The organism is Sulfitobacter sp. PR48 (assembly GCF_028807335.1).
In the GTDB taxonomy this organism is placed as follows: Bacteria; Pseudomonadota; Alphaproteobacteria; order Rhodobacterales; family Rhodobacteraceae; genus Sulfitobacter.
Map to the genome: position 1 here is coordinate 55,756 of NZ_JARAMM010000007.1, position 20,617 is coordinate 76,372.

Below are 20,617 nucleotides of genomic sequence, written 5' to 3' on the forward strand. Positions count from 1 at the left end.
AATCTTGTCGTGCAGCCGGGGCAGGTGCCCGGGGGATCAGCCCCGGGTTACTCCAGCTCCACCAGCAGGTCCTTTGCGTCGATCTGTGCGCCGGGCTGGATGTGGAGGGCCTTGATCACGGCGTCGCGTTCGGCGTGGATGCCGGTTTCCATCTTCATCGCCTCGATGGTCAGCAACAGATCGCCCGCCTTGACCTTCTGGCCCGCCGTGGCCGCAACCGAGGCAACGACGCCCGGCATCGGGGCGCCGATGTGGCTTTCGTTGCCTGCCTCTGCCTTGGGCCGCCGGGCGGTGGTGGCCGTGATCAGGCGGTTCGGCACCCGGATCACCCGGGGCTGGCCGTTGAGTTCGAAGAAGACCTTCACCTCGCCGTCCTCGGAGGTCTCGCTCAGGGCCTGCATGCGGATTTCCAGCGTCTTGCCGGGGTCGATCTCGGCCGAGATTTCCTCGGAGGGTTCCATCCCGTAAAAGAAGGTCGCGGTGGGCAGGGTGCGCACCGGGCCGTATTGCTGGTGACGCTCCATGTAATCGGTAAAGACGCGTGGGTACATCAGGTAGCCGCAGAGATCCTCATCGTCGATTTCGGCGCCATCGAACTTTTCGGACAGCTCCTTGCGGGTTGCCTCCAGGTCCACGGGTGCGAGGTGTTTGCCGGGGCGCGCGAGATTGGGTTTCTCGCCCTTGAGCACCTTCTTGACGATCCCCTCGGGGAAGCCGCCGGGGGGCTGGCCCAGGTTGCCGCGCATCATGTCGATCACGCTGTCGGGAAAGGACACATCGGTTTCGGGATCTTCGACCTGCGCGCGGGTCAGGCCCTGGCTGACCATCATCAGCGCCATGTCCCCCACCACTTTCGACGAGGGCGTGACCTTGACGATATCGCCGAACATCTGGTTCACGTCCCGGTAGGTGCGCGCGACCTGCGGCCAGCGGTCATCCAGCCCCATCGAGGCCGCCTGCGCCTTGAGGTTGGTGAACTGGCCGCCGGGCATCTCATGCAGGTAGACCTCGGAGGAAGGCGCCTGCATGCCGGTCTCGAAGGCACCGTAATGGGCGCGCACCTCTTCCCAGTAGTCCGAGATCTCGCGGATCGCGGTCATGTCCAGCCCGGTGTCGCGGTCGGTATGTTGCAGCGCCGAGACAACAGAGCCCAGCGTGGCCTGGGAGGTGTTGCCCGACAGCGCATCCATGGCGCAATCCACGGCATCGACCCCGGCTTCGGACGCGGCGAGGATGGTGGCGCAGGCGATGCCAGCGGTGTCATGAGTGTGGAAGTGGATCGGCAGGCCGACCTCGGATTTCAGGGCCTTGATCAGCACCCGCGCCTGGGCGGGTTTCAGCAGCCCGGCCATGTCCTTCAGCCCCAGCACATGGGCGCCCGCGGCCTTCAGGTCCTGACCCATCCTGACGTAATACTTCAGGTCATATTTGGCCCGGTCCGGGTCAAAGATGTCACCGGTATAGCAGATCGTGCCCTCGCAGACCTTGTTCGCCTCGATCACCGCATCCATGGCGACGCGCATGTTCTCCACCCAGTTGAGACTGTCGAAGACGCGGAAGACATCCACGCCCGAGCTGGCGGCGGTCCGGACAAAATGCTGCACCACATTGTCGGGATAATTGGTGTAGCCCACCCCGTTGGAGGCGCGCAGCAGCATCTGGGTCATCAGGTTGGGCATGCCTTCGCGCAGGTCGCGCAACCGCTGCCAGGGGCATTCCTGCAGGAACCGGTAGGCCACGTCAAAGGTGGCACCGCCCCAGCATTCGACGCTGAACAGCTGCGGCAGGTTGGCGGCATAGGCGGGGGCGACCTTGATCATGTCATGGCTGCGCATCCGCGTGGCCAGCAGCGACTGATGCCCGTCGCGCATGGTGGTGTCGGTGATCAGCAACTGGCGCTGCTGGCTCATCCAGTCGGCGACCGCCTGGGGGCCCTTCTGCTCCAGCAGGTTGCGGGTGCCCATCATCGGCTCGGCCCGGCTGGCGGGCGGCCTGGGATCACGCAGATGCGCGCCGGGGCGGGCATGGCCCTTGGTCTCCGGATGGCCGTTCACGGTGATATCCGCGATATAGGTCAGCACCTTGGTGCCCCGGTCGCGGCGCGAGGAGAACTGGAACAGCTCCGGCGTCTCGTCGATGAACTTCGTGTGGTAGGTGTTGTTCAGGAAGGTCGGGTGCTTCAGCAGGTTCTCGACAAAGGCGATGTTGGTGCTGACGCCGCGGATGCGGAACTCGCGCAGGGCGCGGTCCATGCGGGCGATGGCCATCTCCGGCGTCGGCGCCTTGGCGGTGATCTTGGTCAGCAGGCTGTCGTAATAGCGGGTGATCACCCCGCCCGCATAGGCGGTGCCGCCATCCAGGCGAATGCCCATGCCGGTGGCAGAGCGATAGGCGGTCAGGCGGCCATAGTCGGGGATGAAGTTGTTCTGCGGATCCTCGGTGGTGATCCGGGTCTGCAGCGCATGGCCGGTCAGATGCACGTCATCCTGGCTGGCCTTGCCGGTGGCCTCGGCGATGCTCTTGCCCTCGGCGATCAGGATCTGGGCGCGCACGATGTCGATGCCGGTGACTTCCTCGGTGACGGTATGTTCCACCTGCACCCGCGGGTTCACCTCGATGAAGTAGAACTGCTCATCCGCCATATCCATCAGGAACTCGACGGTGCCCGCGCATTCATAGCCGACATGGGCGCAGATCTTGCGGCCCAGCTCGCAGATCTCGGCGCGCTGTGCCTCGGTCAGATAGGGGGCGGGGGCGCGCTCGACAACCTTCTGGTTGCGGCGCTGGACCGAGCAGTCGCGCTCAAAGAGGTGATAGATCTCGCCCTGTTTGTCGCCCAGGATCTGCACCTCGACGTGGCGCGCCTTTAGGATCATCTTTTCCAGATAGCCCTCGCCATTGCCAAAGGCCGCTTCCGCCTCGCGGCGGCCTTCCAGGATCTTCTCCTCCAGCTCTTCTTCCTTGTAGATCGGGCGCATGCCGCGTCCGCCGCCGCCCCAGGAGGCCTTGAGCATGAAGGGATAGCCGATCTCGCGCGCCTCGGCGCGGATTGCATCCATGTCGTCGCCCAGCACTTCGGAGGCCGGGATCACCGGCACCCCGGCCTCGATGGCAACCCGCCGCGCGCTGGCCTTGTCGCCAAGCGCGCGCATGGTCTCGGCGCGCGGGCCGATGAAGGTGATGCCGTTCTGCACGCAGGCATCCACCAGATCGGGGTTCTCCGACAGCAGCCCGTAGCCCGGATGGATCGCATCCGCACCCGAGGCCTTGGCCACGCGAATGATCTCGTCAATGCTCAGATAGGCCGCAACCGGCCCCAGCCCCTCGCCAATGCGATAGGCCTCGTCCGCCTTGAACCGGTGCAGCCCCAGCTTGTCCTCCTCCGCAAAGACGGCAACCGTCTTCTTCCCCATCTCGTTGGCCGCTCGCATGATGCGAATGGCAATCTCGCCACGGTTGGCAATCAGGATCTTCGAAAAGTCAGGCATGGCTTGTCTTCCTCTGGACAGGTTTTGCGCATACTAGGGATGCTGCGGTGCGGCGCAACAGCCAGAAGGTCATGATTGTAACAATTTTGCAAGGTTTGCTGCGGCGTCTTGCAGCGGCATTGCGACCTCAGGACAGGAAGATCGGGTCGGGCAGGGCGGCGAGGTCTGCCAGGCCCAGCTGGCCCATGTTGGCGATCATGTCCTTTGCCAGCAGGTCGATCAGATGATCGGCGCCGCGCGGGCCAAGGGCGCCAAGGGCAAAATGGAAGGCCCGCCCCAGCATCACGAAATCCGCCCCGAGCGCCAGCGCGCGCAGGATGTCGAGCCCGCCTTCGATGCCGCTGTCGAAGATCAGGGGCAGGGAGGTGGCGGCGCGGATGTCCGGCAGCGCCTCGATGCTGGCGGGGGCGCCGTCGAACTGGCGGCCCGCGTGGTTGGAGACCCAGACCGCGTCGATGCCCATCTGTGCCAGCCGCACCGCGTCGTCGGGGCGCAGCACGCCCTTGACGATGAAGGGCCCCTCCCAGGCGTCGCGCAGCCAGGCGACATACTCCCAGTCGGGGGCGGTGCGCAGCAGGTAGCCCATATGTGCGGTCGGCGGCAGGTTTGCGGTGGCGTCGGTGACGTATTTGTCCAGACCGCGCATATGCGGCATGCCGCGTTTCGCCGTCTGCCAGGCCCAGGTGGGCCGCGTTGCCACCTGGGCCAGCAGCCGTGGGGTCAGCCGGGGCGGATTGGTCAGCCCCGAGCGTACCTGACGTTCGCGCCGGGAGGAGGCGGGCACATCCACGGTCAGGACCAGCGTGCCGAAACCGGCGGTGCGGGCGCGCGCCAGCATGTCGGCGCGAATCTCGGGGTCACGGGGCGGGTAAAGCTGGAACCAGGCGTGTTTGCCCAGGTCGGGGGCGATGTCTTCGGGGCTCTGGGTGGCGACGGTCGAGATCGCATAGGGGATCTCGTGGCGGGCCGCGGCGCGGGCCAGGTGGCCCTCGGCCCCGGGCCAGATCAGCCCCGACATGCCAATCGGTGCGATGCCGAAGGGGACCGGGAAGGTCTGACCCAGAAACTCCGTGGTCAGATCCGGCGTGATCTCGCCATGCAGGACCGATGGCATCATGCCGATCCGGTCCAGCGCCGTGCGGTTACGGGACTTGGCGGCCTCGGTGCCGGTGCCACTGTCGAGGTATTCCCAGACAAAGGGCGGAATGCGCCGTTGCGCGCGGGCGCGCAGGTCGGCGATGGCGGGGTATCTGTTGTGAAGGTCCATGCGCCATTTGTGCCGGGTCAGATGGCAATGTCCAGATGCCCGGTGACGGCGCCAGATCGTCAGTTGCTTGCGGAAGCCCGATGCGATGACAGGGCGTCGTGATCCGGCATTGCACCGATCAGCGCCACCAGCGCCGTGATCGCGGCGTCAACCTCATCCGTGTTGTGGGTCTGCGACTTGGGCGTTTCGATCAGGTGGATCCGGGCAGGGGCCAGGGCGCGGGCGGCACGGTCATTGATACGCTTTTCCGCGGCGGTGCGGATTTCGTTCAGCTTGGAATCAATCGTGCGGCACAGGCCGGCCAGCATCCCGGCCGAGCCTGCCAGACGTTCGGAATCGAAATGTCCCTGTTCCACGGCTTCAAGCAGCGCGGATACCTTGCCCAGCTCACAGCCCGATGCGGCGGCAAGATACCGCATGTCCTGAAAGGCAAGCTCGTCATGGTCGTCATGTTCGATCCGCTCCAGCACGATGGCGCTGCCGATGATCCGGTCCGGCTGTCCGGCGATATGCGCATATTGCAAGGTCGTATCCCAGATCATCGCCCCGCTTGGCAGGTTCAGAACCTCCCGGTAGCGCTGGGGGGTTTTTTCCGTCAGGCATTTTTCATATTTCGCCGCGACGGCGGCGGCCTGTTTCGGTGGCAACAGATCACTCAGGGGTTTGCCCATCACGCCCTTCATCGACATGCCGCTTTCGATTTCGTGCCGGCGGTTCAGGGCAAGAATTTCAAAAGTGTCGGTGTCGCGGTAGCGCTGGGCGATGAACATGGGCACATTGAACCTGTCGATCTGCCGCCGCAGGCCCCGGACATCTGCTGTGGTGAACATTGCTTCTTCCTTGTTCTTGTTGCCCAACTCCAAACAAACTAAGCGCCATTTGGTTAGAGAACCGTAAACAGTTAAAGCCGTTGAAAATTCTTCTAAAGCATATGGTTAGACTGAAACTTTCAGGCTCTGTTAGGGTTGATTTACGAGCCGTGAACATAATGAGAACCTGGCTTTCCATCAGGCCCGCGACTCGCTATGTTTCGCGGCATGAGCAGCTTTGATGAAATGGACGCCTTCGAAGGCGCGTCGCTGTCCGCCCGCGCAATGGCAGCGCGGCCGCAGCCCTACCTGGATGGTCTGAACCCCGCGCAACGTGCCGCGGTCGAACAACTGGACGGCCCCGTGCTGATGCTGGCGGGGGCAGGCACCGGCAAGACCAAGGCGCTGACCACGCGGATCGTGCATCTGATGGTGACGGGCCGTGCGCGGCCCAATGAAGTGCTGGCGGTGACCTTCACCAACAAGGCGGCGCGCGAGATGAAGAATCGCGTGGGCCAGATGCTGGGTCAGCAGGTCGAGGGGATGCCCTGGCTGGGCACGTTCCACGCCATCTGCGTGAAACTTCTGCGCCGCCACGCCGAACTGGTGGGGCTGAAGTCGAACTTCACCATTCTGGACACGGATGATCAGCTGCGCCTGCTCAAGCAATTGGTTGCGGCAGAGAACATCGACGACAAGCGCTGGCCCGCCCGGATGCTGTCCGGAATCATCGACAGTTGGAAGAACCGCGCGCTGACGCCTGAAAAGGTGCCTGCTGCCGATGCGGGGCTCTACAACAATCGCGGCACCGAGATCTACGATCAGTACCAGCGGCGGCTGAAAGAGCTGAACGCCTGCGATTTCGGCGACCTGCTGCTGCATATGGTCACGATCTTTCAAAGGCACCCGGATGTGCTGGAGCAATATCAGCGCTGGTTCAGATATATTCTGGTGGATGAATACCAGGATACCAACGTGGCCCAGTACCTCTGGCTGCGGCTGCTGGCGCAGGGGCACCGCAACATCTGCTGCGTGGGCGACGACGACCAGTCGATCTATGGCTGGCGCGGGGCCGAAGTGGGCAACATCCTGCGCTTCGAGACCGACTTTCCCGGCGCGCATGTGGTCAAGCTGGAGCAGAACTACCGCTCAACCCCGCATATCCTTGCCGCCGCTTCCGGCGTGATCGCGGGCAACGAGGGGCGGCTGGGCAAGACGCTGTGGACCGAGGCCGAGGAGGGCGAGAAGGTGCGCCTGATCGGCCATTGGGACGGTGAGGAAGAGGCGCGCTGGATCGGCGAGGAAATCGAGGCGATGCAGCGCGGCACCCGTGGGATGGATGCGATGGGGCTCGATTCCATGGCGATCCTGGTGCGCGCCAGCCACCAGATGCGTGCCTTCGAGGACCGGTTCCTGACCATCGGTCTGCCCTACCGGGTGATCGGCGGGCCGCGATTCTACGAGCGGTTGGAGATCCGGGACGCGATGGCCTATTTCCGGGTGGTGACCTCGCCCAATGACGATCTGGCCTTCGAGCGGATCGTGAACACGCCCAAGCGGGGGCTGGGCAATGTGGCGCAGCAGAAGATCCAGACCACCGCCCGCGAACATGGCGTGAATCTGGTGGAAGGCGCACGCATCCTGCTGGCGCATGACGGCATCGGCGGCAAGGGCGCGGCGCAGCTGCGGCAGCTGATCGAGGGGATCGACCGCTGGGGGCGCAGGGCGGCGGATGACAGCAGCAGCCATGTGGAACTGGCAGAGATCATCCTGGACGAATCCGGCTATACCGGCATGTGGCAGAACGACAAGACGCCGGAGGCGCCGGGGCGGCTCGACAACCTCAAGGAACTGGTCAAGGCGCTGGAGCAATTCGAGAACCTGCAGGGTTTCCTGGAACATGTCAGCCTGATCATGGACAATGAAAGCGACGATGGCGGCGAGAAGGTCAGCATCATGACCCTGCATGCGGCCAAGGGGCTGGAATTTCCGGCCGTCTTCCTGCCGGGCTGGGAGGACGGGCTGTTTCCCTCGCAGCGCTCCATGGATGAGAGCGGGATCAAGGGGCTGGAGGAAGAGCGCCGTCTGGCCTATGTCGGAATCACCCGGGCCGAGGAATTATGCACGATCTCATTCGCCGGGAACCGCATGGTGTTCGGCCAATGGCAAAGCGCCATGCCCTCGCGGTTCATCGACGAATTGCCCGAGGACCATGTGGAAGTGCTGACCCCGCCCGGCCTTTATGGCGGCAGTTTCGGGGCGGCGATGCCGAAAAGCACCCTGCATGAGGCGGCGGCGGAGGCGAATGTCTATAATTCGCCCGGCTGGCGGCGGCTGCAGGCGCGGGCGGGCGAACGTGGCATCAGCCAGCCGCGCGAGCAGCGCAATGTGACCATCGACATGCAGGCTGTCAGCAGTTTTGTCATGGGGGAACGGGTGTTTCACCAGAAGTTCGGCTATGGTGCGATCATCGGGATCGAAGGCGACAAGCTGGAAGTGGATTTCGAGAAGGCCGGGGTGAAAAAGGTGGTCTCGCGATTCCTGTCCGGCTGCGATGACGTGCCGTTCTGATTGGCCGTTCTGAGACGGCTGCCCTGACGCAGGCGTGATCCTGCGGAGCGCGCTGCGCGCGCAAGACATGCTTGATTTTTGCTGCGGGCCCACCATCCCAGAGGGTCTGGCACCACCCTTGATTGATCCCGTCCTGGCACCCGTCGTGCGGCCTCACAAGCAAAATAGCCGTATCCCCTTCGGGGGCCCTCGGCGATTTGGCTGGTGTGTCCGCCCGTCGCGCGCCCTGCCAGGTCCAAGCAAGGGCGGCGCCAGACCAGAGATGTTTGGGGGTGGATAAAGAAACAGCGGTGCCGTGGGAGGACGGCACCGCTGCTCTTTGTCGGCCCGAAGCGTCAAGGGAGGATCGGCTTCGGGTCTTGTCGGGGCGCTGCTGCATCAGGGAGGAGGAAAGTGCAGCGGCCCCGGGTACCAGTCGTCCAGCCGGGAGGAGGCGGACGACCGATTCAGGTATCTCAGCCGCGGGCGGCTTCCATCGCAATGCGCTTGATGTCGCTGCGGCTCAGGCCGAGGTCGGCCAGGTCGCGGTTGCTCAATGCGCTGAGACCGTCGAATGTTTCACGGTACATGCGGTGCTGTTTGTAGCGGGTTGCCAGCGCATCAAAGGCGGAGCCGATGCGGCTGAGCAAGGAAGATGTCGGTGCGGTTGTCAGTGTCGAATATGCCATTTTGGCGCCTCTTGTTTTCATATCATCGTCGTTTCGGATGAGAGGCATATACGCCTCAAAAAATCCTGAACAACGTCCATCGCTGCATTGCCGTTATGCGGCGCGCGCATGGGCTGCATTTTCGGCAAGTCATTGTTCTGAATGCGGAAACGCCGCGCTGTGGAGGGCGCGGTACTTGCGGGCAGGGGGTGGAACAGAAAAAGGGCGGCGACATCAGGGAGGAGGAGGATGTCGCCGCCAATCACAGACGGTGTCGGGAGGAGGATGACCCCGTCTGGTCTTTCTCTCGAAGGGCGTTGCCGCGCTTCTTGTACACAATATCGCCGTAATGCTGCGTCTGCACAATGATTAGTTTTGCAATGCTGCTATGCAGCAAAAACATGGTGTTCCGGTACGTTTCCTGGGCGCAGTGCCGAAGACTTGGGCAGATGCGCGCCTCCCCTTGTGATTTTTGCAGAAACTGGCATGTCAGGGGCAGCCACAGGAGATTATCATGCCGATCACCAAGACCGATGTCGAAACCGCGCTTTCCCGTGTGAGCCTGCCCGATGGCAAGAACCTGATCGAACATGATCTGGTCCGGGCCTTGCGGATCGAGGATGATGTGGTGCGCTTTGTCATCGAGGCGCCCTCGGCCGAGGTGGCGCAGGCCATGGGCCCGCTGCGTGACGCGGCGGAAAAGGTTGTCGCGGAATTGCCGGGGGTGCGCAGCGTTTCCGTGGCCCTGACGGCACATGGGCCGGCCAGGAAACCGCCGGCACCGCCCAGCCTGAAGATCGGGGGCCATCCCAAGCCGCAGGAGGGCCCGGTCAGGCCCGCAGGGGTGGACCGCATTCTCGCCATTGCATCCGGCAAGGGCGGGGTGGGCAAATCCACCGTCAGTTCCAACCTTGCCGTGGCGCTGGCGCGTCAGGGCCGCCGGGTGGGGCTGCTGGACGCGGATATTTATGGCCCCAGCCAGCCCCGCATGATGGGGGTGAACAAGCGTCCCGCCAGCCCGGATGGCAAGACGATCATTCCCCTGCAGGCGCATGGGGTCACGATGATGTCCATCGGCTTCATGATGGAAGAGGGCAAGGCGGTGGTCTGGCGCGGACCGATGCTCATGGGCGCATTGCAGCAGATGCTGGGGCAGGTGCAATGGGGGGAGCTGGACGTGCTGCTGGTCGATCTGCCGCCGGGCACGGGGGATGTGCAGCTGACCCTTTGTACCAAGTCCGAACTGACCGGGGCGATTGTTGTCAGCACGCCGCAGGACGTGGCTCTGATCGATGCGCGCAAGGCCATCGACATGTTCGCGACGCTCAAGACCCCGGTTCTGGGGCTGATCGAGAACATGTCGATGTTTGTCTGTCCCGATTGCGGGGCGGAACATGCGATATTCGGACATGGTGGTGTCGCGGCGGAGGCCGAGAAGATGGGCGTGCCCTTGCTCGGGGCTTTGCCGATTGATCTGGAAACCCGTCTGGCGGGGGATGCGGGCACGCCGGTGGCCGCCGGTGACGGCCCGATGGCGCAGGCCTATGCGCGGATTGCGGAAGGGCTGGTCAAGGGCGGCATGGCCTGAGCCGCCGCCGCTTCAGCCCAGGGGGCGTTTTTCCACCAGATGACCGTAGAGCGTGGTCAGGACCGAGACAAAGATGATCCCTTCGGCCAGGAACACGCAGGTTTCCAGCAGCAGGCCCGCGGGGCCGGGCCCCGGCAGCAGCAGCGACAGGATAACGCTTGTCGCCACGTTGATCAGGGACAGCAGGGCCGCAACCGACAGGATCGCGCCGGACATCGGGGCAGAGACGATCCAGCTTTGCAGCAGGCCCATACGCTGGCCCATGGCGGCGGCGGGCAGGGTGATGCTGAACCGCAGGGCGATCCAGACAAAGGCGATGCCCGCCAGAAGCCCGAGGATCATGGAGGAACCGGTCTGGCCCGGCGTGGCCTGCCAGCCGGTGAACCCGGCCAGCACGGTCAGGGCAGTCAGAATCGGAACGGCGGCCAGCATCTGGACAAGGGCTACGGTGATGGCCCGCCAGATGTAGAAGGCAATGACGCTCCAGCCCGGACGCAGGTCCCGGGCGCGCTCCGGTCCGTTCAGCAGGACATGGCGGTGCCAGTGGATCGCCATCAGGGCATAGCCCAGCAGCCCGGTCAGCCCCAGCGCCAGCATCAGCAGGACATCGGCGGGGGCGATCTGAAGTATCGCGTTGGCGTTGCTGCCGGAGAGGGCGGCAATCACATCGGATACCAGCACTGTCGCGGCGATGGTGCTGAGCAGGACCATGGCCAGCCCCGGCAGGATCACCCGCAGGGTGGTGCCCGGCTCATGAATCAACATGCGTATGGCATGGGCGATGATGGCTAGTCCGACGGTCAAAAGTATGCTCCTGAAGTTATAAACCTTTTGGCTAATGTGCCGCGCCGGTGCAAGCAGATGCCGTCAAATTCTTGATCAGGAGGTCAGCAATCCGGCTGGAAATGAAAAAGCTGCGGCTTCCCGCAGCTTTCAGGCTGCTGAAAAAGCACGTTCCTGCACCCGCTCCTCCCGAAACAACGAAATCGTTCTTCCACGACGCCAGCCACAAGCCTTGGCCCGGGTGTCAGCCCGGGCCGCGCCCGACCCTCCCCCCGGGAGGGCGCTTTTGGTGACTTCTCGTATCACACTGGCAACATTGATATTTGTAAGGGAATCGCTCCGAATGCGCGTCTCAATGCGCCCTCCCAGGCTCGGGCGCGGCCCTTCGTTCGAGAACGTAACGCTGAGCGCAGAAGAACGATTTACCTCCGGCGGCAGCCGTTTCCGGGTTTGTCAGCAATCTGAAAGCTGCGGCTTCCCGCAGCTTTCAGGCCATCGGCACATTCAACCGGGCAGGTCAGAAGATGAAATCGGTCCCGTCGAGATCGCCCAGGCTGACGCCAAGCAGAAGAATGGTACTGTTGTCGCCCGCGTCGATCAGCACGCTGCGGCCGACCTGCTGCACGTGGTGCGTGATCAGGTCGTTGAAATCGGTAATCGCATGTACCGCGCTGAGGTCGATCCGCTCAAAGCGGTTGTTGGCGTCGAAATCATTGATGGTGTCGTTGCCAAAGCCGCCGGCCATATCCGCAAAGACAAAGGTGTCGGCGTTGAAGAGGCCGACCAGCACGTCATTGCCTGCCCCCCCGTCCAGCCGGTCAAAGCCCGCACCGCCTCTCATGGCGTCATTGCCGTTGCCACCCTCGATCAGGTCATTGCCCTCACCGCCGAAAAAGCGGTCATCGCCGTCTTCGCCGCGCAGGGTGTCATTGCCCAGCTGGCCGAACAGGGCGTCACCGGTATCGCCGCCAAGGAGCATGTCATTGCCGTCGCCGCCGAACAGCCGGTCGAAGCCGGCACCACCCAGCAGCAGGTCGTCACCGCCGTCGCCGTATAGGTTGTCGGCCTGATCCCCGCCGTCGATGGTGTCATTGCCCGCGCCGCCGCGCAGCAGGTCAAAGCCGCCTTCGCCAAAGATGCGGTCATTGCCCTCACCACCGGCGATGCTGTCCTCCTGCGCGCCGCCGCGCAGCAGATCGTTCCCGTTGCCGCCGAGGATGGCATCATTGCCGATATCACCCAGGATGGTGTCAGACCCGGCATTGCCGTGCAGATCGTCCGCGCCAATGCCACCCCGTACAAAGTCCGCGCCATCGCCTGCGCGGACGCTGTCATTGCCGCCGCCGCCGTCGATGGTGTCGTGGCCGCTGCCGGTGCTGATCAGATCATTGCCTGCGCCACCGGTGATATAATCCTCGCCAAAGGATGTTTCGATCACGTTGGCGCGGGCGTCACCCATGATCTGCTCGTCCAGGGCGCCCTGGGTCGCGCCAAAGTTCTGGGTGACGACGATGGAGTTGTAAAAGGTGCCGGTGCCATAGCTCATCGGGCCGACGTCAATGCCGATGCCGATGTGGGTATAGCTTGCATTCAGGATATTCGCCCGGTGCGAGGCGGAGTTCATCAGCCCCTCATGCAGGTCGCGCACATCGTCCCACAGGCCATCCGGGCCACGAATGGTCTGCACCGCAAGGTTCTCTCCCGTGCGCCAGGCGCCGGAAAGGTCAAAGCCTGCGGCCCGAATGCGATCGTTCGACGTGCTGTCACCGGCGCCGGTATGGCTGAAGGTATCGGTCCGGATCATCCAGTCGCTATGGTCGTCTGCGGATTGGTTCAGATTCATTTCAAGGGTCAGCGCCCCCAGGCCATGTTCGGCACGTACCTCGTTGATCAGCGTCAACATGTAAGCTTCGATATCAGAAGCGATACTCATTCATCATTCCTTTGATCGTGGGCGCCGGACGGCTGACGCTTAGTTATCGGGTCGAAAGATTAAAACCTGTTTGACGGCAGGAATGCGGTCATGGTTCGCCCTGTTTTTGGTTTTTTCTGGGCTTTTCCTGTGAACGAAAAGGGGCAGCGCCGGTGCAGGTGGCAAGGCGAAACCCTGGTGATAGTTCCCTTTATACGGGAACTCCGGTCTGGTGGAGAGGTTCCGGGGGCTTTCTCTGGGCAATCATGGGACAGACCGCTCATCAGGGGCGGTGTTCTGGGAAATCGGGGGAAATGGGAGAGGTCCGGGCCGGTGATTCGGCCAGAACCTGCCGAATACGAATCAAATTTATGGGAAATGGGTTGATCTCCCTTGAATCTGGCCTTCGTTTTATGGAACAGGAGTGGAACATACCCTGTGGATAAATCTGCGGATGAATTTTTCTGGGAATTCGTGGGAAGTTTTGGTGCGCGATGACGCGGCGCTATATATTGTGTTTATTTTTGAAAATTATACTTAATAGGCGGAAAATGGCCGGAATTTCGCCACCAGATTTAGTCTCACCAGCATGTGTAAAACTAAATATCGTGGGTTTGTGGCAAAAAAAATGTAGACGCCCATGATTTCCCGTGGCATCCCTAGTGCATCGGATGAGAACGGGACACGGGGCACCAAACGACCCCAAATAAAAATAAAACCTAGCAGGTTTCATACAGGCACCTCGCTTTCATCAGACCAAAGAGATCCGGCGCGCGGGCGAGCAGACATCCCCCCAGGTGGCGCGCGCAGTCGGACTTCCCCGCCAAGCTGCGGGACGAGGGCGGCGGGTTGATCAGTGGCAGCAGATCAACCCGCCGTTTCCATGTCCGGAGATCACTTCGGACCAGAGGACAGAAAATTCGCGGGGGCGCGACAAGAAGATAAGCGCAAAGCGCGCAGGCAGGAAAACAAGTGGGCCGCAGGTTCAGAGGCGAAAGCCAGCATAAGGTCGATAGCAAGGGGCGGGTATCCATACCGGCCTCTTTTCGGCGTGTGCTGGAAGCCGGCGACCCCAACTGGAAATCCGGCGAGAACCCCGAGCTTGTGATCGTCTATGGCGATGCCAAGCGCAATTTCCTTGAATGCTATACAATGGAAGCCATCGACGAGGTGGACAGCAAGATCGACGCGCTGCCGCGTGGATCGGTTGCCCGTAAGGCGCTGCAACGCCTGTTCCATGGTCAGTCCTTTCCCACCACGGTGGATGAAACCGGCCGCCTGGTGCTCCCCGCCAAGCTGCGCAAGAAGATCGACCTGGACGCCGAGGCGTTCTTTTTCGCCACCGGCGATACCTTCCAGATCTGGAAACCCGAAACCTACGAAGCCGAAGAGGAAGCCTGGGCAACCGACCTGCCTGAGGATTTCGATCCGATGGCCTTCCTGGACGGCGATCAGGAGGCCTGAACCTGATGGCTGCTGCGGCCTCCCCTCAACAGACTGCCCCCCACACTCCCGTTCTGCTGCGCCCCTTGCTGGCTGCCGTCGCACCCGTGTCAGGTGTCTGGCTGGATGGCACCTTCGGGGCAGGCGGCTATACCCGCGGCCTGATAGAGGCGGGGGCATCCCGGGTGATCGCGGTGGACCGCGACCCGCTGGCCTTCGAGATGGCGGCGGAATGGGCCGATGCCTATGGCGAGCGGATCACCATGCAGCAGGGCGTGTTCTCGAAGATGGACACCTATGCGCAGGATCTCGACGGGATCGTGCTCGACCTCGGCGTGTCCTCGATGCAGCTGGACCTGGCCGAACGCGGTTTTTCCTTCATGCGCGACGGGCCGCTGGACATGCGCATGTCGCAGGACGGCCCCTCGGCTGCCGATCTGGTGAACGAGGGCGACGAAGAGCTGATTGCCAACATCCTGTTCCAATATGGCGAGGAACGCGCAAGCCGCCGCATCGCCAAGGCGATTGCGCGCGCCCGTGCCGAGGCGCCGATCACCACCACATTGCAACTGGCAAAGTTGATCGAAGGCTGCCTGCCGCGCGCCAAGCCCGGCCAGTCGCATCCGGCGACCCGCAGCTTTCAGGCGATCCGCATTGCGGTCAACGATGAATATGGCGAGCTTTTCCAGGGTCTTATGGCGGCAGAACGCGCCCTGCGGCCCGGCGGTCAACTGGCTGTCGTGACCTTTCACTCGGTCGAGGACCGGATGGTCAAACGGTTCCTGACGGCCCGGTCGGGCGGCGGCGGCAACGCCAACCGCTTTGCCCCCGAGGTCGACCGCCCGGAGCCGCAGTTCCGGGTGGAAAAGCGCAAGGCCATCGGGCCGGACGCGCAGGAACTGGACGAAAACCCGCGCAGCCGGTCGGCAAAGCTGCGGGTGGCGATCAGAACGGATGCACCCAGCGGTGCGGTTGATGCGAAATCCATCGGGATGCCGATGGTCAAGGGACAGTAACGATGCGAGCAGTCTTATACGTTCTCACCTCCATGGCGGTCATCGGACTGGCTTTCTGGGCCTACCGCGAGAATTACGCGACCCAGCAGGCGCTGAGCGAGGCTGACAAGCTGCATGCCAATATTCGCGGGGCCTATGCGCGCCTCGCCGTGCTCAAGGCGGAATGGGCCTATCAGAACCGCCCCGAACGGCTGCGCGACCTGGCGGTGCTCAACTTTGACCGGCTGGGGCTTTTGCCGCTGCAACCCGACCAGTTCGGCGCGGTGGACCAGGTGGCCTATCCGCCGGCACCGCTGCTGCCGATCACCGATCCGGTCGATGTCTCGACCATGAATGCACCCGACAGCCAGGAGGACCCGCTATGATCCGCACACCGCTGCGCCCGCTGGCGCGTATTCTGGATGCCCGCCAGCGGGGCGAGAACCCCGACGCCATCGAACGCGAGAACAAGCGCATCCGGCACGAGCAGATGCGCGACCGGTCGCGGCAACGCGCCGAAGGGCGGCTGCTGGTGCTGGGCGTGTTCTTTTTCTGCGCCTTTTCCGTGGTGGGCGCGCGTATGGGGCTTCTGGCAACTTCCGAAGCGGTGGAGCCGCGCGCCCATGCGCCGGGTGCCGTGATCTCGGCCTCGCGGGCGGATATCGTGGACCGCAACGGCAATATTCTGGCGACCAATTTCGAGACCCATGCGCTTTATGCCCAGCCCCGCCATATGGTGGACCCGGCAGCCGCGGCCAAAAAGCTGGTGGGTGTTTTCCCGGACCTGGACGAGGAACTTCTGCTCAAGGATTTCACCGGCAAGCGCAAGTTCCTGTGGATCAAGAAGAAAATCAGCCCCGAACAGATGCAGGCGGTGCATGACATCGGCGATCCGGGCCTGTTGTTCGCACCGCGCGACATGCGTCTTTATCCCAATGGCAAGCTGGCGGCCCATGTGATGGGCGGTGCCAGCTTTGGCAAGGAAGGCGTGCATGCCGCCGAAGTCATCGGTGTTGCGGGCGTCGAGAAATACTTTGACGACTATTTGCGCGACCCTGCCAACGGCAACAAGCCGCTGCAGCTGTCGCTGGACCTGACCGTTCAGGCGGCCGCCGAACAGGTGCTGGCGGGCGGGATGAAACTGTTCAATGCAAAGGGCGCCACATCGGTCCTGATGGACGTGAAGACCGGCGAAGTGGTCAGTGTCGTCTCCTTGCCTAGTTTCGATCCCAACGACCGCCCCCGGCCCGCGACAAAGGGGGATGCTTCGGACAGCCCGCTGTTCAACCGCTCGGTTCAGGGGGTTTACGAACTGGGCTCGGCCTTCAAGATCTTTGCGGCAACACAGGCGATCGAACTGGGGCTCGTCAATGCAGACACCGTGATCGACACCGCCGGGCCGATGAAGGTCGGCGGTTTCAGGATCGGCGAATTCCATGGCAAGAACTACGGCAAGCTGAGCGTGGCGGATATCATCGTCCATTCGTCGAACCGGGGCACCGGGCGGCTCGCCCTGCAGATCGGGGCGGCCAGACAGCAGGAATTCCTCAAGAAACTGGGTTTCTTCGAGGCGACCCCATTCGAGATCGTGGAGGCCGCAGGTGGCAAGCCATTGCTGCCGAAGCGCTGGACCGAACTGTCATCGGTGACGATTTCCTATGGCCATGGCATGTCCAGCAGCCCGATGCATCTGGCGGCGGGCTATGCGATGCTGGCCAATGGCGGATATCAGGTCAAACCGACACTGATCAAACAGGAAACCCCCCAGCTCGGGCCGCGCCTGATCTCGGCCAATGCCTCGGCCGATGCGCGCCGGATCCTGCGCAAGGTGGTCACCGACGGCACCGCAAGCTTTGCCGAAGTGCCGGGTTACCAGATCGCGGGCAAGACCGGTACGGCGGACAAACCCAAACCCACGGGCGGATATTACAAGGACAAGGTGATTGCGACATTCGCATCCTTTTTCCCGGCAAATGATCCCAAATACGTGCTGATCGTCACGCTGGACGAAGCGGTCGAAACCTCCGGCGCGAAACCGCGCCGTACCGCCGGCTGGACCGCCGTGCCGGTTGCGGCTGAGATGATCCGCCGGATTGCGCCGCTGCTGGGGCTGCGACCCACTGTTGAACCGCTTGAGGAGGCTGTGGTAACGCTTGCGGGCAACAACTAGCCTCAAGAACCAAGCCGCAAAGGCGCAGCCATGAGCAGCCCCCGAAAAACATCACTGAACTCCCTTGGCCTGATGGCGGCCAATGGGGCGAATCCGACAATCGAAGACCTGCAGGTGGACAGCCGCAAGGTCGGGCCGGGGTGCCTGTTTGCAGCGATGCCCGGCACCCAGGTCCATGGCGCGCGGTTCATCGGCAAGGCGCTTGGCGACGGCGCCGTGGCGGTGCTGACCGACCCCGAGGGGGCCGCGATGGCAGGCGATGCGATCCGCGCCGCCGGGGCCGCGCTGGTGGTCTCTGACGTCCCCCGCGAGGCGCTGGCGCGCACCGCTGCCCTGTGGTTCGGCGGCCAGCCCAAAACCATGACGGCGGTGACCGGGACCAATGGCAAGACCTCCGTTTCGACCTTTGTGCGCCAGATCTGGATCGAGATGGGCTTTGCTGCCGTGAACCTTGGCACCACCGGTGTCGAAGGGGCCTGGACCGCGCCGCTGGCCCATACCACACCGGAGCCGATCACCCTGCATCGCACCCTGCGCGCGGCGGCGGACAATGGCATCACCCATGCGGCGATGGAGGCCTCCAGCCACGGGCTGGACCAGCGGCGGCTTGATGGCGTGACCCTGCGCGCCGCGGGCTTTACCAACTTCACCCAGGATCATCTGGATTATCACGAGACCTTTGACGCCTATTTCGACGCCAAGGCGGGACTGTTTGCCCGCGTGCTGGCAGAGGATGGCACGGCGGTGATCAACACCGACGACCCCCGCGGGGTCGACATGGCCGCGATTGCCCGCGCGCGCGGCTGCGAGGTGCTGACCGTGGGCCGCGACGGCGGCGATCTGCACCTGACGGCGCAGCGCTATGACGCGACCGGGCAGGACCTGCGCTTTGAATGGCAGGGCAAGGCGGTGCAGAAACGGCTGGAACTGATCGGCGGGTTTCAGGCCGACAATGTGCTGCTGGCTGCAGGCCTCGTGATCGCCTGCGGCGGGCAACCGCAGGAGGTATTTGATACATTGCCGCATCTGACCACGGTGCGGGGCCGCATGCAGCTTGCCGCGACCCGGCGCAACGGGGCGGCGGTCTTTGTGGATTATGCCCATACGCCCGATGCCATTGCCACCGCGCTGGCCGCGATGCGCCCGCATGTGATGGGCCGTCTGATTGCCATCGTCGGTGCGGGCGGCGACCGTGACCGCGCCAAACGGCCCCTGATGGGGGCGGCGGCGATGACCCATGCCGACACGGTGATCGTCACCGACGACAATCCCCGCTCCGAAGATCCCGCAAGCATCCGCGCGGCGGTCCTCGAAGGCGCGCCCGGCGCGATGGAAGTCGGCGACCGGGCCGAGGCGATCCTGCGCGGCATCGACCTGCTGGGACCGGGTGATGCGCTGCTGATCGCGGGCAAAGGCCATGAGACGGGGCAGATCGTGGGGCAGGATGTGCTGCCCTTTGACGATGTGGAACAGGCAAGCGTTGCCGTGGCGGCGCTGGACGGGAGGCTTGCATGACGCTCTGGACGGCAGCGGAGGCCGCGGCAGCCACCGGCGGGCGGGCGCTGGGGGAATGGACCTGTGACGGCGTGTCCATCGACACGAGGACAATAGAAAAGGGCGACCTCTTTGTCGCGCTGAAGGATGTCCGCGACGGCCATGACTTTGTGGCGCAGGCGCTGGAGAGCGGCGCGGGTGCCGCCCTGGTGTCGCGCATCCCCGAAGGCCTGGCCAAGGATGCGCCATTGCTGATTGTCGATGACGTGCTGGCGGGGCTTGAAAGGCTGGGGCAGGCGGCCCGTGCGCGGACCCGGGCCAGGGTGGTCGCGGTGACCGGCAGTGTCGGCAAGACCTCGACCAAGGAAATGCTGCTGGCGATGCTGGGCGACCAGGGCCGGACCCATGCCAGCGTGGCCAGCTACAACAACCACTGGGGGGTGCCGCTGACACTGGCGCGGATGCCTGCCGACACCGAATTCGCCATCATCGAGATCGGCATGAACCACCCCGGAGAGATCGCCCCGCTGGCGCGGATGGCGCAGGCGGATGTGGCGATGGTCACCACCGTTGCCGCCGCCCATCTGGAGGCCTTCGACGATCTGGCCGGGATCGCCGTTGAAAAGGCCTCGATCTTTGAAGGGGTGAAACCGGGCGGCTGGGCCGTGATCAACGCCGATATCGAACATGCGGCGATCCTGATGGCCAAGGCGGTGGACTGCCGCTTGCGGGAGCTGGAATTCGGCCTGCATGGCCATCACTTCAAACTGCTGGACGTGCATGTGCAGGCCGATACCACCGTGGTGCAGGCCAGCCATGACAATGTCCCGATCCTGTTCAAGATCGCCACGCCGGGGCGCCATTTCGCGATGAACGGCCTTGGGGCGCTGGCGGTCTGCCATGCGCTGGGGGTCGATATGGCGCTGGCGGCGCAATCGCTGGGCCGCTGGCAGCCCTACAAGGGGCGCGGCGTGCGCGAGGTGATCGTGCTCGACCCGATCGAAACCCATCTGACGCTGGCCCTGATCGACGACAGCTACAATGCCAATCCGACCTCGATGGCCGCCGCACTTGAAGTTCTGGCCGCCTCAGAGGTGACCCATGACATCGGCCGGGTCAGCAAGGGACGGCGGATCGCCTTTCTGGGTGACATGAAGGAACTGGGCCCCGATGCGGTGGCGCTGCACGCGGGCCTTGCCCATCTGCCTGCGACCCAGGCGCTGGATGTGGTGCATTGCATCGGCCCGCTGATGGGATCGCTGCATGACCTGCTGCCCGAGCACCAGCGCGGGATCCGGGCCGAAACCTCTGCCGAGGTCCTGCCGGACCTGCGCGGGCTGCTCGATTCCGGGGATGTGGTGCTGGCCAAGGGGTCGCTTTCAATGAAACTGGGGGCGATTGTTGACGCCATCCGCAAAATGGGCCATCCGGTTGAAACCCTGTAACCCGG

At 63.6% G+C, this 20,617-nt stretch carries 14 protein-coding genes; 8 read left to right on the forward strand and 6 right to left on the reverse strand.

Annotated elements, in window-relative coordinates; genetic code table 11:
* Positions 1-47: 47 nt before the first annotated feature.
* The 3 genes from PVW51_RS10890 to PVW51_RS10900 form a co-directional block, all read right to left on the reverse strand.
* Positions 48-3,488 (reverse strand): pyruvate carboxylase, encoded by a 3,441-nt coding sequence (locus tag PVW51_RS10890; RefSeq protein ID WP_274575076.1) that lies wholly within the window; start codon positions 3,486-3,488, stop codon positions 48-50.
* A 127-nt stretch (positions 3,489-3,615) separates the two neighbouring features.
* The gene (locus PVW51_RS10895) at positions 3,616-4,755 is read right to left on the reverse strand and encodes an alpha-hydroxy acid oxidase (protein ID WP_274575077.1); all 1,140 of its coding nucleotides are present in this window, start codon (positions 4,753-4,755) and stop codon (positions 3,616-3,618) included.
* Between the two features lie 59 nt (positions 4,756-4,814).
* A complete protein-coding gene (locus tag PVW51_RS10900) occupies positions 4,815-5,585 on the reverse strand; it encodes a hypothetical protein (protein WP_269363716.1) in 771 nt (256 codons plus the stop codon).
* A 207-nt stretch (positions 5,586-5,792) separates the two neighbouring features.
* Here PVW51_RS10900 and PVW51_RS10905 point away from each other — a divergent pair, with 207 nt between their 5' ends.
* Entirely contained in the window at positions 5,793-8,135 is a 2,343-nt protein-coding gene (locus PVW51_RS10905) for an ATP-dependent helicase (protein ID WP_274575078.1), read from the forward strand.
* 455 nt (positions 8,136-8,590) lie between these two features.
* Here PVW51_RS10905 and PVW51_RS10910 read toward each other — a convergent pair whose 3' ends face one another.
* Positions 8,591-8,803, reverse strand: coding sequence for a DUF1127 domain-containing protein (locus tag PVW51_RS10910; RefSeq protein ID WP_114276589.1), 213 nt, complete (start codon positions 8,801-8,803; stop codon positions 8,591-8,593).
* A gap of 493 nt (positions 8,804-9,296) precedes the next feature.
* Here PVW51_RS10910 and PVW51_RS10915 point away from each other — a divergent pair, with 493 nt between their 5' ends.
* Entirely contained in the window at positions 9,297-10,370 is a 1,074-nt protein-coding gene (locus tag PVW51_RS10915) for an Mrp/NBP35 family ATP-binding protein (protein WP_274575081.1), read from the forward strand.
* A gap of 12 nt (positions 10,371-10,382) precedes the next feature.
* Here PVW51_RS10915 and PVW51_RS10920 read toward each other — a convergent pair whose 3' ends face one another.
* Both PVW51_RS10920 and PVW51_RS10925 read right to left on the reverse strand, forming a co-directional pair.
* Positions 10,383-11,174: a hypothetical protein gene (locus tag PVW51_RS10920; RefSeq protein ID WP_269363710.1), complete on the reverse strand. Its 792-nt coding sequence runs from the start codon at positions 11,172-11,174 to the stop codon at positions 10,383-10,385.
* Between the two features lie 496 nt (positions 11,175-11,670).
* Complete coding sequence (locus PVW51_RS10925) at positions 11,671-13,086, reverse strand: CAP domain-containing protein (protein ID WP_274575082.1); 1,416 nt, start codon at positions 13,084-13,086, stop codon at positions 11,671-11,673.
* Positions 13,087-14,037: 951 nt separating this feature from the next.
* On the opposite strand from PVW51_RS10925, the gene mraZ reads away from it, so the two are divergent.
* From mraZ to PVW51_RS10955, 6 genes are read left to right on the forward strand one after another with little or no spacing between them, the layout of a single operon-like run.
* Positions 14,038-14,529 (forward strand): division/cell wall cluster transcriptional repressor MraZ, encoded by a 492-nt coding sequence (gene mraZ / locus PVW51_RS10930; RefSeq protein WP_114276585.1) that lies wholly within the window; start codon positions 14,038-14,040, stop codon positions 14,527-14,529.
* Between the two features lie 5 nt (positions 14,530-14,534).
* The gene (gene rsmH / locus PVW51_RS10935; protein ID WP_274575084.1) at positions 14,535-15,524 is read left to right on the forward strand and encodes a 16S rRNA (cytosine(1402)-N(4))-methyltransferase RsmH; all 990 of its coding nucleotides are present in this window, start codon (positions 14,535-14,537) and stop codon (positions 15,522-15,524) included.
* Positions 15,525-15,526: 2 nt separating this feature from the next.
* A complete protein-coding gene (ftsL, locus tag PVW51_RS10940; RefSeq protein ID WP_114276583.1) occupies positions 15,527-15,889 on the forward strand; it encodes a cell division protein FtsL in 363 nt (120 codons plus the stop codon).
* Complete coding sequence (locus tag PVW51_RS10945) at positions 15,886-17,673, forward strand: peptidoglycan D,D-transpeptidase FtsI family protein (protein ID WP_269363704.1); 1,788 nt, start codon at positions 15,886-15,888, stop codon at positions 17,671-17,673. The genes ftsL and PVW51_RS10945 overlap by 4 nt, the downstream gene beginning before the upstream one ends.
* Before the next feature lie 30 nt (positions 17,674-17,703).
* The gene (locus tag PVW51_RS10950; protein WP_274575085.1) at positions 17,704-19,188 is read left to right on the forward strand and encodes a UDP-N-acetylmuramoyl-L-alanyl-D-glutamate--2,6-diaminopimelate ligase; all 1,485 of its coding nucleotides are present in this window, start codon (positions 17,704-17,706) and stop codon (positions 19,186-19,188) included.
* Complete coding sequence (locus PVW51_RS10955; RefSeq protein WP_274575086.1) at positions 19,185-20,612, forward strand: UDP-N-acetylmuramoyl-tripeptide--D-alanyl-D-alanine ligase; 1,428 nt, start codon at positions 19,185-19,187, stop codon at positions 20,610-20,612. The genes PVW51_RS10950 and PVW51_RS10955 overlap by 4 nt, the downstream gene beginning before the upstream one ends.
* Positions 20,613-20,617: the final 5 nt, after the last annotated feature.

Coding starts and splice junctions, on each gene's coding strand:
- PVW51_RS10950 (WP_274575085.1), top strand. CDS start 17,704: ATGAGCAGCCCCCGAAAAACATCACTGAACTCCCTTGGCCTGATGGCG.
- PVW51_RS10955 (WP_274575086.1), top strand. CDS start 19,185: ATGACGCTCTGGACGGCAGCGGAGGCCGCGGCAGCCACCGGCGGGCGG.
- ftsL (WP_114276583.1), top strand. CDS start 15,527: ATGCGAGCAGTCTTATACGTTCTCACCTCCATGGCGGTCATCGGACTG.
- PVW51_RS10925 (WP_274575082.1), bottom strand. CDS start 13,086: ATGAGTATCGCTTCTGATATCGAAGCTTACATGTTGACGCTGATCAAC.
- PVW51_RS10915 (WP_274575081.1), top strand. CDS start 9,297: ATGCCGATCACCAAGACCGATGTCGAAACCGCGCTTTCCCGTGTGAGC.
- PVW51_RS10900 (WP_269363716.1), bottom strand. CDS start 5,585: ATGTTCACCACAGCAGATGTCCGGGGCCTGCGGCGGCAGATCGACAGG.
- PVW51_RS10890 (WP_274575076.1), bottom strand. CDS start 3,488: ATGCCTGACTTTTCGAAGATCCTGATTGCCAACCGTGGCGAGATTGCC.
- PVW51_RS10910 (WP_114276589.1), bottom strand. CDS start 8,803: ATGGCATATTCGACACTGACAACCGCACCGACATCTTCCTTGCTCAGC.
- PVW51_RS10895 (WP_274575077.1), bottom strand. CDS start 4,755: ATGGACCTTCACAACAGATACCCCGCCATCGCCGACCTGCGCGCCCGC.
- rsmH (WP_274575084.1), top strand. CDS start 14,535: ATGGCTGCTGCGGCCTCCCCTCAACAGACTGCCCCCCACACTCCCGTT.
- PVW51_RS10945 (WP_269363704.1), top strand. CDS start 15,886: ATGATCCGCACACCGCTGCGCCCGCTGGCGCGTATTCTGGATGCCCGC.
- PVW51_RS10905 (WP_274575078.1), top strand. CDS start 5,793: ATGAGCAGCTTTGATGAAATGGACGCCTTCGAAGGCGCGTCGCTGTCC.